At 72.0% G+C, this 16,901-nt stretch carries 15 protein-coding genes; 7 read left to right on the top strand and 8 right to left on the bottom strand.

Translation table 11 applies throughout. The features are described from left to right. Nucleotides 1-27 precede the first annotated feature (27 nt). Both ACZ4M5_RS19690 and argH read right to left on the bottom strand, forming a co-directional pair. Entirely contained in the window at nucleotides 28-999 is a 972-nt protein-coding gene (locus ACZ4M5_RS19690; protein WP_467738455.1) for an aldo/keto reductase, read from the bottom strand. Nucleotides 1,000-1,143: 144 nt separating this feature from the next. Continuing rightward, the gene (argH, locus tag ACZ4M5_RS19685) at nucleotides 1,144-2,577 is read right to left on the bottom strand and encodes an argininosuccinate lyase (RefSeq protein WP_467738453.1); all 1,434 of its coding nucleotides are present in this window, start codon (nucleotides 2,575-2,577) and stop codon (nucleotides 1,144-1,146) included. Between the two features lie 319 nt (nucleotides 2,578-2,896). Between argH and ACZ4M5_RS19680 the strand changes: the two genes are divergently transcribed. From ACZ4M5_RS19680 to ACZ4M5_RS19655, 6 genes are all read left to right on the top strand, one after another. Continuing rightward, entirely contained in the window at nucleotides 2,897-3,793 is an 897-nt protein-coding gene (locus tag ACZ4M5_RS19680; protein ID WP_467738451.1) for a hypothetical protein, read from the top strand. Between the two features lie 138 nt (nucleotides 3,794-3,931). After that, a complete protein-coding gene (locus ACZ4M5_RS19675) occupies nucleotides 3,932-4,519 on the top strand; it encodes a pyridoxamine 5'-phosphate oxidase family protein (RefSeq protein ID WP_467738449.1) in 588 nt (195 codons plus the stop codon). 3 nt (nucleotides 4,520-4,522) lie between these two features. Further along, nucleotides 4,523-5,221 (top strand): L,D-transpeptidase family protein, encoded by a 699-nt coding sequence (locus ACZ4M5_RS19670; RefSeq protein ID WP_467738447.1) that lies wholly within the window; start codon nucleotides 4,523-4,525, stop codon nucleotides 5,219-5,221. Between the two features lie 127 nt (nucleotides 5,222-5,348). Then, nucleotides 5,349-6,731: a ferredoxin reductase family protein gene (locus tag ACZ4M5_RS19665; RefSeq protein ID WP_467738445.1), complete on the top strand. Its 1,383-nt coding sequence runs from the start codon at nucleotides 5,349-5,351 to the stop codon at nucleotides 6,729-6,731. A gap of 40 nt (nucleotides 6,732-6,771) precedes the next feature. Then, nucleotides 6,772-7,848: an FMN-binding protein gene (locus ACZ4M5_RS19660; RefSeq protein WP_467738443.1), complete on the top strand. Its 1,077-nt coding sequence runs from the start codon at nucleotides 6,772-6,774 to the stop codon at nucleotides 7,846-7,848. Beyond that, nucleotides 7,841-8,644 (top strand): FAD:protein FMN transferase, encoded by an 804-nt coding sequence (locus tag ACZ4M5_RS19655; protein ID WP_467738441.1) that lies wholly within the window; start codon nucleotides 7,841-7,843, stop codon nucleotides 8,642-8,644. Before ACZ4M5_RS19660 ends, ACZ4M5_RS19655 begins: the two co-directional genes overlap by 8 nt. A gap of 184 nt (nucleotides 8,645-8,828) precedes the next feature. Here the strand turns inward: ACZ4M5_RS19655 and ACZ4M5_RS19650 are convergent, their stop codons facing one another. The 5 genes from ACZ4M5_RS19650 to argC are packed head-to-tail and all read right to left on the bottom strand — an operon-like array spanning nucleotide 8,829 to nucleotide 13,665. Then, complete coding sequence (locus tag ACZ4M5_RS19650; protein ID WP_333934510.1) at nucleotides 8,829-9,374, bottom strand: arginine repressor; 546 nt, start codon at nucleotides 9,372-9,374, stop codon at nucleotides 8,829-8,831. 7 nt (nucleotides 9,375-9,381) lie between these two features. Further along, nucleotides 9,382-10,581 carry an acetylornithine transaminase gene (locus ACZ4M5_RS19645; RefSeq protein WP_467738439.1) on the bottom strand — a complete coding sequence of 400 codons (1,200 nt, stop codon included), beginning with the start codon at nucleotides 10,579-10,581 and terminating at the stop codon, nucleotides 9,382-9,384. Continuing rightward, complete coding sequence (gene argB, locus ACZ4M5_RS19640) at nucleotides 10,578-11,492, bottom strand: acetylglutamate kinase (protein ID WP_467738437.1); 915 nt, start codon at nucleotides 11,490-11,492, stop codon at nucleotides 10,578-10,580. The genes ACZ4M5_RS19645 and argB overlap by 4 nt, the downstream gene beginning before the upstream one ends. Continuing rightward, nucleotides 11,489-12,640, bottom strand: coding sequence for a bifunctional glutamate N-acetyltransferase/amino-acid acetyltransferase ArgJ (argJ, locus tag ACZ4M5_RS19635; RefSeq protein WP_467738435.1), 1,152 nt, complete (start codon nucleotides 12,638-12,640; stop codon nucleotides 11,489-11,491). Before argJ ends, argB begins: the two co-directional genes overlap by 4 nt. After that, a complete protein-coding gene (gene argC, locus ACZ4M5_RS19630) occupies nucleotides 12,637-13,665 on the bottom strand; it encodes an N-acetyl-gamma-glutamyl-phosphate reductase (RefSeq protein WP_467738433.1) in 1,029 nt (342 codons plus the stop codon). Before argC ends, argJ begins: the two co-directional genes overlap by 4 nt. Nucleotides 13,666-13,793: 128 nt before the next feature. Here argC and ACZ4M5_RS19625 point away from each other — a divergent pair, with 128 nt between their 5' ends. Further along, a complete protein-coding gene (locus tag ACZ4M5_RS19625; RefSeq protein ID WP_467738431.1) occupies nucleotides 13,794-14,324 on the top strand; it encodes a hypothetical protein in 531 nt (176 codons plus the stop codon). Here ACZ4M5_RS19625 and ACZ4M5_RS19620 read toward each other — a convergent pair. Further along, nucleotides 14,311-16,794: an alpha-L-arabinofuranosidase C-terminal domain-containing protein gene (locus ACZ4M5_RS19620; RefSeq protein ID WP_467738429.1), complete on the bottom strand. Its 2,484-nt coding sequence runs from the start codon at nucleotides 16,792-16,794 to the stop codon at nucleotides 14,311-14,313. The two genes, ACZ4M5_RS19625 and ACZ4M5_RS19620, sit on opposite strands and share 14 nt — an antisense overlap. Between the last annotated feature and the right edge of the window lie 107 nt (nucleotides 16,795-16,901).

The raw sequence follows: 16,901 nt of genomic DNA, 5'->3' as shown, positions 1-16,901 counted from the left end.
ACACGGGTCCTCCCGCGGGACGGGGGATCAGTGCCAGGGCAGCTGGCCGCGGCGCTCCCAGTAGGCCCGCGGCTCCTCGGCGAGTCCGGCGAGGCGGTCCGCCTGGTCGTCGTCGAGGTCGACGACCGCCGCGTGCAGGTTCGAGGCGAGCTGGGCGGTGGTGGCCGCGCCGGACAGGACCACTCCGGCCCAGGGCCGGCGCAGGATCAGCGCCAGCGCCACCGCGTCGCAGCCCAGCCCGGTCCGGGCGGCGACCTCCTGGAGGACGTCCGGCGCGCGTGCGCCCGCGAGGCGGCCGTTGGCCATGCCCTCCTTGACGATCACGGTCAGTCCGGCGGCGTGGGCCTCGGCGAGGGCGGGTCCGGCGGAGGTCTCCAGCGCGTTGTAGGTGGACTGGACGGTGCGGAAGAGGGGCTCGCCGTCGACGGTGACGGAAAGGGCGGCCCGGATGGCGTCGGCCTGGGCGGGCCCGCTGGTGGAGAAGCCGACGGTGAGGCCCTGGGCGGCGGCCTCCGCGAGCTTCGCGTGCAGTTCCTTGTCGGTGAGGGCCGGGCTGTCCGGGGTCACCGAGTGGATCTGATAGAGGTCGAGCCGGTCGCCGAGCAGGGCGCCGCTCTCGGCGCGCTGCCGTTCGAAGGTGGCGAGGCCGTGGTCCTTGACCTCGTGCGTCTCGGCGTCGGTGGACCAGTCGGCGGTGTAGGTGTAGCCCCACTTGCTGCCGATGACGACGTCATCGACGGCGGGCCTGGCCTCGAGCCAGCCGGCGAGGAACTCCTCGGAGCGGCCGTAGGAGCGGGCGACGTCGACGTAGCGGACGCCCTGGGCGTAGGCGGCGTCGAGGAGTTCGTGGGTGCGGGTGCGCAGCGTCTCGACGCTGCGGTCCTCTCCGAGGTCCTCGTCCCGGCCGAGGTTGATGTAGCCGGGGCGTCCCACGGCGGCGAGGCCCAGTCCGATGTGGCAGGTAGGGGTTGTGGCGTTCGCGAGACGGGCGAAGGGCATCGCGGGCTCCGTTCGGTCGGCGGCTGACGACCAACGTAACCCGGGGTGACCTTCGCCTCTGAGCTCGGCCGTTGCGGTGTTTCGGCGAGTGCGGGCCGCCGGCGCTCGTTCGCGCAGGTCCCCGCGCCCCCGGGGGCGATGCCCTCAGGCCCGCTTCTTGACCACCGCCCACTCGTGCTGGGCCGCCACGTCCGCCTTCATCTCGCCCAGTTGGACGGCCACCGCGCTCGGGGCCGTACCGCCCCGGCCGTCGCGGGAGGCCAGAGCGCCCGGGACGTCGAGGACCGTGCGGACCTCCGGGGTCAGATGCGCGGAGATCTTCGCGAACTGCTCGTCCGTCAGTTGGTCGAGTTCCTTGCCCTCCGCCTCGGCGGCCTTGACGCACTCGCCGGCCACCTCGTGGGCCACACGGAACGGGACGCCCTGCTTGACCAGCCACTCGGCGATGTCGGTGGCGAGGGAGAAGCCCGCCGGGGCCAGCTCCTCCATGCGCTCGCGGTGGACGGTGAGGGTGGCCATCATGCCGGTGAAGGCCGGCAGCAGGACCTCCAGCTGGTCGATGGAGTCGAAGACCGGCTCCTTGTCCTCCTGCAGGTCGCGGTTGTAGGCCAGCGGGAGCGCCTTGAGCGTGGCCATCAGGCCCGTCAGGTTGCCGATCAGGCGGCCGGACTTGCCGCGCGCCAGCTCCGCGATGTCCGGGTTCTTCTTCTGCGGCATGATCGACGAGCCCGTGGAGAAGGCGTCGTGCAGGGTCACGAAGGAGAACTCCTTCGTGTTCCAGATGATGACCTCCTCGGCGATCCGGGAGAGGTCGACCCCGATCATCGCCGTGATGAAGGCGAACTCGGCGACGAAGTCCCGCGAGGCCGTCCCGTCGATGGAGTTGCCGACGGACCCGTGCTCGAACCCCAGGTCCTTCGCCACCGCCTCCGGGTCCAGCCCCAGGGAGGAGCCGGCCAGGGCGCCCGAGCCGTAGGGCGACACCGCCGTACGGGCGTCCCACTGGCGCAGGCGCTCGGCGTCCCGGGACAGGGCCTGCACATGGGCGAGGACGTGGTGGGCGAAGAGGACCGGCTGGGCGTGCTGGAGGTGCGTACGGCCGGGCATCGCCACGTCGGGGTGCGCCTCGGCGAGGCCGATCAGCGCGTCCTGCAGCTCGGCGATCAGTCCGCCGAGGACGCGGGCGTGGTCGCGGAGGTACATGCGGAAGAGGGTCGCGACCTGGTCGTTGCGGGAGCGGCCGGCGCGCAGTTTGCCGCCGAGGTCCGCGCCGAGGCGCTCCAGCAGGCCGCGCTCCAAGGCGGTGTGGACGTCCTCGTCGGCGATCGTGCCGACGAACGCGCCCGAGGCGACGTCGGCCTCCAGCTGGTCGAGCCCGGCGAGCATGCGCTGCAGCTCGTCCTCGGTGAGCAGACCCGCCTTGTGCAGGACGCGGGCGTGGGCGCGCGAGCCGGCGATGTCGTAGGGCGCGAGCCGCCAGTCGAAGTGGACGGACGCGGAGAGCTTCGCCAGGGCCTCGGCGGGGCCGTCGGCGAAACGGCCGCCCCAGAGCCGGACATCACCGCTGTTGCTGCTCACCTGCTGTGCTCCTCAATGGGTTCCGATGTGCCGCCGCCCCCCGTTCCGGGGAGGTGGGTCGGCACGTTACTGCGTGCAGGAGGTCCCGCCGGTCTGTGCGGCCCCCGGGGTGAGCGCGTCACTGACCGGGATCCGTATGCATGAGTATGCAGCGGTCTGCATGATTCGTCAATCCGTCGGACGGGGACGGCTCCGTGAAGTCACCCGCCGGAAAATCCGGCGTTCCTTTGAACGCGAGAAACCGCTTACCCGTACCTCTCGCCGAGCGCAGGCGCCGCGTTCCCGACACCGACGACACCGACCCCAGTGAGGCACCCCCATGTCCAGGGCTCTTCCGAAGTACGACAAGCGCCGCGTCGCATTCATCGGCGGCGCCGCCGCGGTGGCGCTGTCCGGCACGGTGATCGCCGGGTTCGCCCTCGCCGGGGAGACGTCCAAGGGCCACGGGAACGCCGCCCGCACCCTGGCCGGTCCGGGCACGATCAGCTGTCCCGACGTGCGCTCCCGGCTCCCCGCCGTCCCCGCCTCCGCCCGGGCCGAGGTCGACCGCAACCTCGCCCTGCTCGACACCCAGACCCGGGAGGCCAACACCCGACTCGCCGACACCGTCGGACAAGGCGGACCCGACTTCGTCCAGAACGCCATCCTCGGACCCCTCAAGGACAAGCGCGTCGCCACCGTCAACCGCATCGCCACCGCCATCGGCCGCACCGCCACCAAGCCCCAGGGCCTCGACACCCTGGCCGCCTGCACGCTGAACGGGGCCGCCACCGACGCGGGCAACGGCCAGGCCGGCAAGCCGCAGACGGGCGGCGGCAGAGGCACCGCGGGCACCGCGGCCTCCGCCGGAAGTACGGGCGACGCCGGCAACGCGGGCTCCGCCGGAAGCACGGGCAACGCCGGCAACGCCGGAAACGGCCGCGCCGGCACGATCAGCTGTCCCGACGTGCGCTCCCGGCTGCCCGCCGTCCCCGCCTCCGCCCGGGCCGAGGTCGACCGCAACCTCGCCCTGCTCGACACCCAGACCCGGGAGGCCAACACCCGACTCGCCGACACCGTCGGACAGGGCGGACCCGACTTCGTCCAGAACGCCATCCTCGGACCCCTCAAGGACAAGCGCGTCGCCACCGTCAACCGCATCGCCACCGCCATCGGCCGCACCGCCACCAAGCCCCAGGGCCTCGACACCCTGGCCGCCTGCACGCTCACGAAGTGAGGTGACAGGCGCCGTGGCCGCCCCGTGGGAGCGCCGGCCGGGGCGGCCGCGGTCGGGGACGCCGCGGGGTGCGGCCGAGGTGACCGGATCCCGCAATTCCTTAGACAGTCGAACCAATTGCACCCATCATGGCTGGACATGGGAAAGACACATGAGCGCATAGACGGCCGGCTCCGCTCGTTCATCGAGGCACAGCCGGTCTTCTTCACCGCCACCGCTCCCCTGTCCGCCGACGGCACGGTCAACCTCTCCCCCAAGGGCCTCACGGGCTCGTTCGCGGTGCTGGACGAGCACACCGTCGCCTACCTCGACTTCGCCGGCTCCAACGCCGAGACCATCGCCCATCTGCGGGAGAACGGGCGGATCACCCTGATGTGGTGCGCCTTCCAGGGCCCGCCGAACATCGTCCGGGTGCACGGCAGGGGCGAGCCCGTCTTCCGCGACGACCCCCGTTTCGGGGAACTGCTCGCCCACTTCCCGGACATCGACCCCTCGCCGCACGGCCTGCGCGCGATCATCGTCGTCACCGCCGAACTCGTCCGCGACACCTGCGGCTACGCCGTCCCCTTCATGGCGTACGAGGAGGACCGGGATCTGCACGGCAAGCGGTTCGCCCGCGAGGACGACGCCTCGCTCGACGCCTACTTCACCAAGAAGGAGTACATCGCCACCAGCCTGGACGGACTTCCCGGGCTGCCGCTGCCACTGCCGCCCTCTACGGTCTGAGGCATGCGTCCCGGTGCCGTCGCCCTCGCCGTCTCCTCCCTCCTCCTGCTCGGCGCCGGGCCTCCCGCCCCCGCTCCGCTGCCGGCCCGGATGGCGCACACCGGCGGCGGCACCCAACTGATCACCGCCGTGGCGCCGGGCACCGCCTCGACCACGGGCACTGTGACCTGGTGGGACCGCACCGCGGGCGGACACTGGGTGCGGGCCGGCTCCGCCCCCGCACGCTTCGGGGCGAACGGCCTCACCGAGGGCGCCTCGCGCAGACAGGGCACGAACACCACCCCGACCGGGGTCTACGGCCTGCCGTACGCGTTCGGCATCGAGGCGGCCCCGCGCGGGACGGAGTACCCCTACCGGCGGGTCCACCAGGACTCCTGGTGGTGCCAGGACAACGACTCCCGCTCCTACAACCGCTGGACCGAGCCCCGCGCGGCCGACTGCCGGGCCGCCGAGTCCGAACACCTCGTCACCTACCGCACGCAGTACGCGCACGCGCTGGTCGTCGGCTTCAACTACGACCGCCCGGTGCGCGGTCGCGGGGCGGGCATCTTCCTTCATGTCCACGGGCGGGGCGCCACGGCCGGCTGCGTGTCCGTGCCCGAGGACGCGATGCGACGCATTCTCCTGTGGGCCGACCCGGCCCGGCGGCCGCACATCGCCGTGGGGACGGCGAGCGGGCCGACGGCCGTCACCCGTCTCTGACGGATCGGCGGCCGAGCGGGAGTTACCCGCGGTCATAGCGGTGCGCACACGACTCCCGGCCGGGGTGAACGCTCCCGTGCCCCCGCACGTATCTGTGGGCCAAGGGTCAAGTCCCCACGGAGGAACCGTGACCACCACGCTCGCAGGCGGACGTGCCGCCCGCCGCCAGACGATGCGCCGCATCCGCCCGCGCCGCTCCCCGGCCGTCCCGCTGCTGATCGCCCTGTGGGCCGGTGCGGCGGCCGTGCTGTGGCTGTGGTGGGACAACACGCCGTCCCTCGCCGACACCACGAGCAAGATCCTGGCCGCGGGCCGCATCACCGGTCTGCTCGCCGGTTACCTCATGGCGCTGGTGGTGCTGCAGATGGCCCGGGTGCCCGCGCTGGAGCGGCGGGTGGGAACCGACCGGGTCGCGCGCTGGCACGCCATGACCGGCCGCTACACGCTCTGCCTGGTCCTCGCCCACGTCTTCCTCATCATGTGGGGCTACGCCCTGCAGGCGGGCAAGGGACTCGGCGACATCGTCCAGCAGACGACCGACTCCATCAACCAGCTGCCCGACATGGGCAAGGCCGCCATCGGGACGGGTCTGCTGTTCCTCATCGGGATCCTGTCGATCGGCGGCGTGCGCCGGCTGATCGGGTACGACACCTGGTACCACGTGCACCTGCTGACCTACGCGGCCGTGTACCTCACGTTCTGGCACCAGATCACGACCGGCAACGAGTTCGCCGTCGAGCCGGCCGCGAAGACCTTCTGGTACGGGCTGTACGGGGCCGTGACGATCCTGGTCCTCTGGTACCGGATCCTCACGCCGATCCGGCTGAACCTGCGGCACCGCATGCGCGTCGAGGCGGTCATCGAGGAGACGCCGGGGATCGTGTCGGTGCTGATCGGCGGGCGCAGGCTGCACCGGATGGGCGCGGAGGCCGGGCACTTCTTCCGCTGGCGGTTCATGGCGCCGGGGATGCGGTTCAGCTCGCACCCGTACTCGCTGTCGGCGGCGCCCCGCCCGGACATGCTGCGGATCACCGTGAAGGCGATCGGCGACCACACCGAGCGGCTGCGGGACCTCACGCCCGGAACCCGGGTGTGGGCGGAGGGCCCGTACGGCGCCATGACCGCGCAGCGCCGCAGCCGCGGCAAGGTGCTGCTGGTCGCGGGCGGCGTGGGCATCACCCCGATGCGGGCCCTGTTCGAGACGCTGCCCGGAGCTTCCGGCGACATCACCCTGCTCTACCGGGCCAACAGCACGCAGGACCTGGCGCTATGGGGCGAACTGGCCGCGATCGCCGACGAGCGCGGTGCGCGGCTGATGTACGCGGTCAACAGCCCGGACGGGGAGCGGCCCGACATCTCCGCCGAGTCCCTCCAGCGCAAGATCCCGGACATCGGCGACCACGACGTCTTCATGTGCGGGCCGCCCGGCTTCGCGCAGACCGTCTACGAGGCACTGCGCGGTGCGGGAGTCCCCGCCCGCCGTATCCATCACGAGTCGTTCGAGATGTGAGCGACGGGACACCAACAGCCCTTCAGGAGTTTGGGAAACCATGAGGAAGAGTCACCCGGTCCGGCGTGCCGTGCTCGCCGGCGCAGCCACCGTCTCCGGGATCGTGCTGCTGCTGTCGCTGAAGCCGGCCACCGACCCGGGTTCCGCCCAGGCGGCAGGCGGGCAGGTCCCCCCGGCGGCCGCCGGGCAGGCCCCGCAGGGCGGGGTGAACGGCGCGGTCACCGGTGACGCGGCGCAGACGCAGTACGGCGCGGTGCAGGTCCGCCTGACCATGAGCAACGGCAAGATCACGCAGGCGGAGGCCGTGCAGGCGCCGAAGGGCGGGCGCAGCGACCAGATCACGGCCGACTCGGTGCCGCGTCTGAACCGCGCGGTCGTGGCCGCGCAGAGCGCCGACATCGACGCCGTCTCGGGGGCCACCTACACCAGCGCCGGGTACAAGAAGTCCCTGCAGTCCGCCCTCGACAAGGCCAGGGCGCAGGGCGGCGCGGAGCAGGGCTCCGGGCAGGCGCGGACGGTCACCGGTGACGTCGCGCAGACGGAGTACGGGCCGGTGCAGGTCCGGGTCACCGTGACCGGCGGGAAGATCACCAAGGCCGAGGCGGTGCAGGCGCCCAAGGGCGGCCGCAGCGACCAGGTCACCTCCTCGTCCGTCCCCCGCCTGAACCAGGCGGCCGTCGCTTCCGGCAGCGCCGACATCGACGCCGTCTCCGGGGCCACCTACACCAGCGCCGGGTACAAGAAGTCCCTCCAGTCGGCCCTCGACAAGGCCAAGGCGCAGGGCGGGGCGGGCGGAGGCGGCGGGTCGTCGCAGGCCGCGGGAGCGGGGGGCGACCGGGCGCGGACGCAGGTCCTCACCGGCAGCGCCGCGCAGACGGAGTACGGGCCGGTGCAGGTCCGGGTCACCGTGACCGGCGGGAAGATCACCAAGGCCGAGGCGGTGCAGGCACCCAAGGGCGGCCGCAGCGACCAGGTCACCTCCTCGTCCGTCCCCCGCCTGAACCAGGCGGCCGTCGCCACCGGCAGCGCCGACATCGACTCGGTCTCCGGGGCCACCTACACCAGCGCCGGATACAAGAAGTCCCTCCAGTCGGCGCTGGACCAGGCCGGTGGCTGACACCGTGGCCGGCTCCGCTCAGGCTCCCGCCGCGGTGCGTCATGCCGAGGAGGCGATGGGGACCGTCTTCTCGTTCGACGTCCGCGGCGGGGAACCGGCCGCCGTGCGCGCGGCCCTGGACGAGGCGGTCGCCGGGCTGCACCGGGTCGACGAGGTGTTCAGCACGTACCGCGAGGACAGCCAGGTCTCCCGGCTGCAGCGCGGGGAGGTGACCGTCGCGGAGTGCGATCCCGAGGTCGCCGAGGTGCTGGAACTGGCCGCCGAGGCGGAGCATCTGAGCGACGGCTGGTTCAGTACGTCGTACCAGGGCCGCCTCGACCCGACCGGCATCGTCAAGGGCTGGGCCGTCGAACGGGCGGCGCGGCTGCTGGCGGAGGTGCCCGGGGTGTGCGGGGTGAGTCTCAACGGCGGTGGGGACGTGCAGTTGCTGGGGACACCGGGCGGGCAACGGCCGTGGCGCGTCGGGGTGTCCGACCCGTTGCGGCCCGGGGGTCTGGCGGCGGTCGTCTCGGCGGCCTCGGTGGACGAGTTGTCCGTGGCCACGTCCGGTACTGCGGAGCGGGGTGCGCACATCGTCGATCCCCGCACAGGCCGTTCGGCGGTGACGGACCTGGTCGCCGTGACGGTGGTGGCGCCCCGGCTGACCTGGGCGGACTGCTGGGCGACGGCGGCCTTCGCGATGGGCTCGCGCGAGGGCCTGGCCTGGCTGGAGTTCCTGCCGGACGTGGAGGCGCTGCTGATCACGGCCGGGGACGAGGTGCGCTGCACCGGAGGATTGGCGGCGAGGCTGGGGTGATCCGGCGGCAGCCGGAGCGGGTTGCCGGGGCTGAGGCGGGGGCGTTTCGCAGCCCGGCGGAACCGGGTGCCGCTGCGCCCACCCGTGCCGCCCTCAGCGGCACGCATGCCCGCGGCCGAGCCGGCCTGGGGGCGCGGGGAGCTGCGCGATCGACCGCACACCAACCGCACCCGGCCGGCAACCCCTAATGCCCGTTCTGCGCCAGCCTCAGCAGATGGTCGGCCAGGGCCTGCCCGCCCGTCGGCTCCCTGCTGATCAGCAGCAGCGTGTCGTCGCCGGCGATCGTGCCCAGGATGTCGTGCAGCTCGGCCTGGTCGATCGCCGAGGCCAGGAACTGCGCGGCCCCCGGAGGGGTGCGCAGGACCACGAGGTTCGCCGAGGCCTCCGCGGAGATCAGCAGCTCCTGCGAGAGCCGCCGCATCCGCTCCTCCTTCGCCGACCCGCCCAGCGGCGCCCGCGGGGTGCGGAAACCGCCCTCGCTGGGCACCGCGTAGATCAGGTCGCCGTCGGTGTTGCGGATCTTCACCGCGTTCAGCTCGTCCAGGTCCCGGCTGAGGGTCGCCTGCGTGACGGTCAGCCCGTCGTCGGCGAGCAGCTTCGCCAGCTGGCTCTGCGAGCGGACCGGCTGCCGGTTGAGGATGTCCACGATCCGGCGGTGGCGTGCGGTGCGGGTCTGCGGCACGGCGGGCCCGTTCGCCCCCGGCTGCTCGTGGTCCTGCGCCTGGCTCATCGTCGTCTCATTCCCCGGATCGTCCGTCCCCGCTGGCTGTCTGCAGGATGCCGGGCAGTGCTCCGAGGAGCGCGTCCACCTCGTCGTCGCGGAGGTTCAGCGGCGGCATCAGCCGGACGACGTCGGGGGCGGGCGCGTTCACCAGGAATCCGGCCTCCTGAGCCGCCTGGCGCACCTGGGGCGCGAGCGGCTCGGTGAGCACGATACCCAGGAGGAGCCCCGAGCCCCGGACGAAGTCGATCAACTCGTGCTCCAGGCCCTCGATCCCGTCGCGCAACCGCTCGCTCTGCCGCTTGACGTTCTCCAGCAACCCCTCGTTCTCGATGGCGTCGAGGACGGCGAGCCCGGCCGCGCAGGCCACGGGGTTGCCGCCGAAGGTCGTGCCGTGCTGGCCGGGCCGCAGCAGGTCCGCGGCCCGGCCGAAGGCGACGGTCGCGCCGAGCGGCAGTCCGCCGCCGAGCTGCTTGGCGAGGGTGACGACGTCGGGCAGGACGCCCTCGTGGGCCTGGTACTCGAACCAGTGCCCGGTGCGGCCGATGCCCGTCTGCACCTCGTCCAGGACGAGGAGTGCCCCGGTCGCGGCGGTGATGGCCCGGGCGGCCTTGAGATACCCGGCGGGCGGCACGACCACGCCCAGCTCGCCCTGGATCGGCTCCAGGACGACGAGCGCGGTCTCCTCGGTGACGGCCGCGGCCAGAGCCTGCGCGTCACCGAACGGCACGTGGGTGACGTCGCCGGGCAGCGGCAGGAACGGTTCGCGTTTGCCGTGCTGGCCGGTCAGGGCCAGGGCGCCCATGGTCCGCCCGTGGAAGGCGCCCTCGGTGGCGACGACGTGGGTGCGCCCGGTCAGCCGGCCGATCTTGAAGGCGGCCTCGTTGGCCTCGGCGCCGGAGTTGCAGAAGAAGACCTTGCCGTCCCGGCCGAACAGGCGCAGCAGCCGCTCGGCGAGGGCGACGGTCGGCTCGGCCATGAAGAAGTTCGAGATGTGGCCGAGAGAGCCGATCTGGCGGCTGACCGCCTCGACGACGGCCGGGTGGGCGTGGCCGAGGGCGTTGGTGGCGATACCGCCGACGAAGTCGAGGTACGCGGTTCCGTCGGCGTCCCACACCCTGGTGCCCTCGCCGCGCGCCAGCGGCAGCAGCGGGGTGCCGTAGTTGTCCATGAGCGCGCCCTGCCACCGCTCGGCGTACTCCTGATGGGCGGTCATACCGCTTCCCCCTCGTGCTCGTCGGGCACGACCATCGTGCCGATGCCCTCGTCGGTGAAGATCTCCAGCAGGATCGAGTGCGGGACCCGGCCGTCGATGACGCGGGCGGTGGTGACACCGCCCCGCACCGCGTGCAGGCAGCCCTCCATCTTCGGCACCATGCCGGAGGACAGGTCCGGCAGCAGGCGTTCCAGTTCGGAGGCGGTCAGGCGGCTGATCACCTCGTCGCTGTGCGGCCAGTCCTCGTAGAGGCCCTCGACGTCCGTGAGGACCATGAGGGTCTCGGCGCCCAGAGCAGCAGCGAGTGCCGCAGCCGCCGTATCAGCATTGACGTTGTAGACATGCCCGTCGTCCTCGGAGCGGGCGATCGAGGAGACGACCGGGATGCGGCCGTCGGCGAGCAGGGCCTCGATGGCGCCTGTGTCGATCGCGGTGATCTCGCCCACCCGCCCGATGTCGACCAGCTCGCCGTCGATCTCGGGCTGGTGCTTGGTGGCGGTGATGGTGTGCGCGTCCTCGCCGGTCAGGCCGACGGCGAGCGGTCCGTGCCGGTTGAGCAGGCCGACCAGTTCGCGCTGGACCTGCCCGGCCAGCACCATCCGTACGACGTCCATGGCGTCCTCGGTGGTCACCCGCAGGCCGGCCTTGAACTCGCTGACGATGCCGTGCTGGTCGAGCGCGGCGCTGATCTGCGGGCCGCCGCCGTGCACGACGACGGGCTTGAGGCCGGCGTGGTGCAGGAACACCACGTCCTGGGCGAAGGCGGCCTTGAGGTCCTCGTCGACCATGGCGTTGCCGCCGAACTTGATGACGACCGTCCTGCCGTTGTGCCGGACCAGCCAGGGCAGGGCCTCGATGAGGATCTGCGCCTTGGGCAGTGCGGTGTGCTTGCGCGTCGCTCCGCTGCTCATGACGAGTACGCGCTGTTCTCGTGGACGTAGTCGGCGGTGAGGTCGTTGGTCCAGATGGTGGCGGTCTCGGGCCCGGCGGCGAGGTCGGCGACGATGTGCACCTCGCGGTAGCGCATGTCGACCTTGTCGCGGTCCTCGCCGACGCCGCCGTTCTTGCAGACCCAGACGCCGTTGATCGCGACGTTCAGCCGGTCGGGCTCGAAGGCGGCACTCGTCGTGCCGATCGCCGACAGCACGCGGCCCCAGTTGGGGTCCTCGCCGTGGAGGGCGCACTTGAGGAGGTTGTTGCGGGCGATGGAGCGGCCCACCTCGACGGCGTCGTCCTCGCTGGCGGCGTTGATCACCTCCACCTTGATGTCCTTGCTGGCGCCCTCGGCGTCCCGGATGAGCTGCTGTCCGAGGTCGTCGCAGACCTGCCGCACGGCTTCGGCGAAGTCCTCGTAGGCCGGGGTCACTTCGGCGGAGCCGGAGGCCAGCAGCAGGACGGTGTCGTTGGTGGACATGCAGCCGTCGGAGTCGACCCGGTCGAAGGTCGTGCGGGTCGCCGCCCGCAGGGCCTTGTCCAGGTCGGCGTCGTCGACGGCGGCGTCGGTGGTCAGGACGACGAGCATGGTGGCGAGGCCCGGGGCGAGCATGCCCGCTCCCTTGGCCATGCCGCCGACGGTCCAGCCGTCCTTGGTGACGACGGACGTCTTGTGGACGGTGTCGGTGGTCTTGATGGCGATGGCGGCCTTCTCGCCGCCGTGCTCGCTCAGGGACCCGGCGGCCGTCTCGATGCCCGGGAGCAGCTTGTCCATCGGCAGCAGCACGCCGATGAGGCCGGTGGAGCAGACGGCGACCTCGATGGCGCCCCGGCCGAGGACCTCGGCGGCCTTCTCGGCGGTGGCGTGGGTGTCCTGGAAGCCCTTCGGGCCCGTACAGGCGTTGGCACCGCCGGAGTTGAGGACGACGGCGGAGACCTGGCCGCTCCTGAGCACCTGCTCGGACCACAGGACCGGGGCGGCCTTCACACGGTTGGAGGTGAAGACGCCGGCGGCGGCACGGCGGGGCCCGTTGTTGACCACCAGGGCCAGGTCCGGGTTGCCGTTCTCCTTGATCCCGGCGGCGATGCCCGCCGCCGTGAATCCCTTTGCTGCCGTCACACTCACGGCGCGACTCCGATCGTCGTCAGTCCGGTGGTCTCGTCGAGACCCAGGGCGATGTTCATGCTCTGGACGGCACCGCCCGCGGTGCCCTTGGTGAGGTTGTCGATGGCGCTGATCGCGATGATCCGCCCGGCGGCCTCGTCGTGTGCGACCTGCACCTGAACGGCGTTGGAACCGTGGACGGACGCCGTGGCGGGCCACTGCCCCTCGGGGAGCAGGTGCACGAACGGCTCGTCCGCGTAGGCCTTGGCGTACACGGCGCGCAGCGACTCGCCGGTGACCCCGTCGGCGGCCTTGGCGCTGCACGTGGCGAGGATGCCGCGGGGCATCGGCGCGAGGGTCGGGGTGAAGGAGACGGTGACCGGCTGCCCGGCGGCCGCGCCGAGGTTCTGGGTGATCTCGGGGGTGTGCCGGTGCACTCCGCCGACCCCGTAGGGGGACATCGAGCCCATGACCTCGCTGCCCAGCAGGTGCGGCTTGGGCGCCTTGCCCGCGCCGGACGTGCCGGAGGCGGCCACGATCACCGCCTCGGGCCCGGCGAGTCCGGCGGCGTACGCCGGGAAGAGGGCCAGGGAGACGGCGGTCGGGTAGCAACCGGGTACCGCGATGCGCTTGGACCCCTCCAGCGCGAGACGGGCACCCGGCAGTTCGGGAAGGCCGTAGGGCCAGGTGCCGGCGTGCGGGGAGCCGTAAAACTTCTCCCAGGCGGCGGCGTCGGTCAGCCGGAAGTCGGCGCCCATGTCGACGACCAGCACGTCGGGGCCGAGCCGGTCGGCGACGGCCGCGGACTGCCCGTGCGGCAGCGCGAGGAACACGACGTCGTGACCGGCGAGCGCCTCCGGGGTGGTCTCCTGGAGCACCCGGCCGGCCAGGGGCAGCAGGTGCGGCTGGAGCGCACCGAGCGTCTGCCCGGCGTTGGAGTTGCCGGTCAGGGCACCGATCTCGACCTCGGGGTGGGCCAGCAGCAGACGCAGCAGCTCCCCGCCCGCGTATCCGCTCGCTCCGGCCACCGCCGCACGTACCGCCATGGAACCTCCTCCTTAGGAGGCATGACTATACGTTGCGCCGCAGGTTTATGCAATCCATTCCCGCGTGCACGGCGGTGATCAGCCCGCCCGATCCCCACCCGCGCGCCCCCGTGCGTACGCTCCACGCCATGGGCAACGTCTTCCGGGCCGGCGCCGACGCCATGCACCTGTCCAACGGCGGCACCGAGGTCTTCGTCGAGGTGCTCGCGCTCGCCGTCGCGGCGCTCGCGGAGCGGCCGTGGGAGCTGCGCTTCGCGGCGCTGCTCTCCTGGCAGGACCAGAGCGTGCTCGGCCGGGGTGCGGTCGGGTTCGACCTGGCCGACCTGGACTGGGGCGCGACCCCCGAGGAGCGGGCGGCCGCCCGGACCTTCGTGCTGCGCGCCACCGACCTGGCGGCCCGTGGGCACCGCTGGGCGGAGCTCGGGTACGAGCCGCCGTTCGCGCGGGAGTACCTGCGCCGGTTCCGGGAGATCGTGGAGGCGTTCGAGCCGCCGACGGCCGTTCCGACCGGTGACGCGCTCCCGGCCCCGGCCGTCGCCTGCTGCGTGCGTCACCGGGTCGCGAGTGCCCTGCCCCACTGGGAGGGCTGCGTCCTGTGCCACCGGATCGATCCGGTGGCACAGGACGCAGCGGCCGGGGGCGCGACTACTTCTGCTTGATCCGCAGGAACGTCACCGAGTTCGCCGGGAAGGTGTACGTGAACTTCTCCGCCACCCCCCGGAAGGTGGAGGTCACCGGCGTCACCGGGGTGTCGGTCTCGGTGTTCACCGCGTCCTCGTCGGCGGCCAGTGTGGTCACACGGGCCGTGGCGGAGACCTCGGCGCCACCGAGGTCGACGGCCGTACGGGCCTCGGCGGACCGGGCGTTGACGACCTTGACGACGAGGTCGCCGGTACGGTCGTCCCGGGTCACGACCTGGCGGAAGGGCTCGGCCGGCTTGTCGTCCCGGAAGCTGCCCCATTCCTCGCCGTCCAGGAACAGGGTGACCTGGCGGCCGCGCACCTTGATGTCGATGTCGTAGGCCCGGCCCGTCTCGATCGACCCGGCCTTCGTCATCAGGGTGCTCTTGCCGCCGTCCACGGCCTGTTCGATCGCGGACCGGGTGTTGTTCCAGCCGCCCAGGTTCCACCAGTAGTAGGTGCCGGTGTCCTGGACGCCGAAGGCGACGAGGAAGCCCTCGCTGCCGGACTTCTTGGTGGCCCTCACATGGAGGTCGTAGTCCTTCCAGGCCGGGTCGCCCGCGGTGACCATGGTGTTCTCGGCGGCGGTGTCGGTCTGGACGTAGGCACCGTCCTGGACGCTCCAGCTGCCACGGCCGCTGCCCGTCCATTTCGAGGCGTCACCGGAGAAGTCGTCGCCGAAGAGGGTCGAGCCGTCCGCGGAGGTGACCCTCACGTCGTCGTAGGCGGCGCTGGTGGCCCAGGTCGACAGGCCGACGGCACCCGTGATGGGGCCGCTGGCTTCGGGGGTGGCCGTGGCCTTCGAGGGCACCACGCGGTCGCCGGTGTTGTTCATGAACAGCTTCTGGACCTCGTAGTTGGCCGAGTTCCAGGAGGCCCGGTTGTTGAACCAGATCAGGTCCGGCCGCCACTGCACGTAGTCCTCGTTGGCGAGCAGCGGGGCGTACGAGGCGAGCTTGACGACGTCCGCGTTGCGCTCCAGGCCGGTCATGTAGGCGGCTTCGGCGAGGCCGTTCCTCCAGGCGTTGCCCTGGGAGGCGTACTCGCCGAGGAAGACCTTCGGCCCGTTCCTGTCGTAGGAGTCGTAGCGGTCGTTGTTCTGCAGGAACCAGGTCGGGCTGTTGTAGTAGTGCTCGTCGACCAGGTCGACCTCGCCCTCGCGGTTGAGCTGCCAGGCGGTGTCGAAGACCGTGCCGGCGTCGTCGGGGCCGGAGTTGGAGACGACGGTGATGTCCGGGTACTTCGCGTCGATGGCGGCCCGGAACCGCTGGAAGCGGGCGAAGAACTCCTCGGGCAGGTTCTCCTCGTTGCCGACGCCGATGTGGGTCAGGTGGAAGGGCGCGGGGTGGCCCATCCGCGCGCGGACCCTGCCCCACGTCGACGTCGCCGGGCCGTTGGCGAACTCGATGAGGTCCAGGGTGTCCTGGATGTGCCGCTTCAGCAGGGCGTCGTCGTCGACGGCCTTGTTCTGGCCGCAGCCGGTGACCAGGGCGGGGACGACGGGCAGGGGCATGGCGCCGATGTCCTCCGCGAAGCGGAAGTACTCGTAGTAGCCGAGCCCGTAGCTCTGGTTGTAGCCCCAGAAGTTGGCGTTGGTGGCGCGTTCCTCGACCGGTCCGACGGTGTCCTTCCACTGGTAGCTGCGCTTGCGCTGCCAGGCGGAGGACTCGCTGTAGTCCTCCATGGAGCCGGTGTTGACCAGGCAGCCGCCGGGGAAGCGCACGAAGCCCGGCTGCAGGGCGGCGATCTTCTCGGCAAGGTCCTTGCGCAGGCCGCCCGGCTGGTTCTTGTACGTCTCGCGCGGGAACAGCGACACCATGTCGACCGCTGCGGCGTGCGAGGCGGCGACGGCGAGGCGGCCGCGGTTGCTGGTGCGGCTCGCGGTGAAGGTGAGTCCGTACTTGGCCCAGCCGCCCTCGACGGCGACCCGGCGGGCGTCCGCCAGGCTGCCCGCGGCGTCCTTCAGGGAGACGGTGAGCGTACTGCCGGTGGCGGCGCGGGCCCACACGGAGAAGTCGTACCGCTTCCCCTTCTCGACCCGGATGCCGGTGTTGTAGCCCGCGTTCGCGACGGACGAACCGGCGCCCAGGGACAGGTAGGTGCGGTTGCGCCCGTTGAGCCGGCCCGAGTCGTCGACGGCCTCGGCGGCACCGCTGACCGTCCAGGAGGTCAGGGGCGTGTAGGAGCCGTTGTCGGCGGTGGAGTACTCGAAGGACCGGTTCTGCACCAGCTCCGCGTACAGACCGCCGTCGGCGGCGCGGTTGATGTCCTCGAAGAAGACGCCGTACATCGTGTCGTCGATGGCCGCGCCCCGGGCGGAGGGGTCGACGGTGATCGTGTGGTCGGTGACGTCCTCGGCGTGAGCGGGGGCCGGCAGGAGGGCTGCCGCCGTCAGCAGGGCGGCGGCCGTGAGGCCCGTTCTGACGCGCGTGCGGGCGGTGCGTGGCATGAAGGCTCCGCGGCTCTCTGGTAGGAGTGTTCGAAATATCAAACAACGGTCAGGACTTCGAACGGCAAGATAGGGAGGGGGCGACGGCGCGTCAATGGGTCGCGCGG

It is taken from the genome of Streptomyces sp. NPDC026246 (genome assembly GCF_055567995.1).
This window is presented reverse-complemented; position numbering and strand designations above follow the sequence as displayed.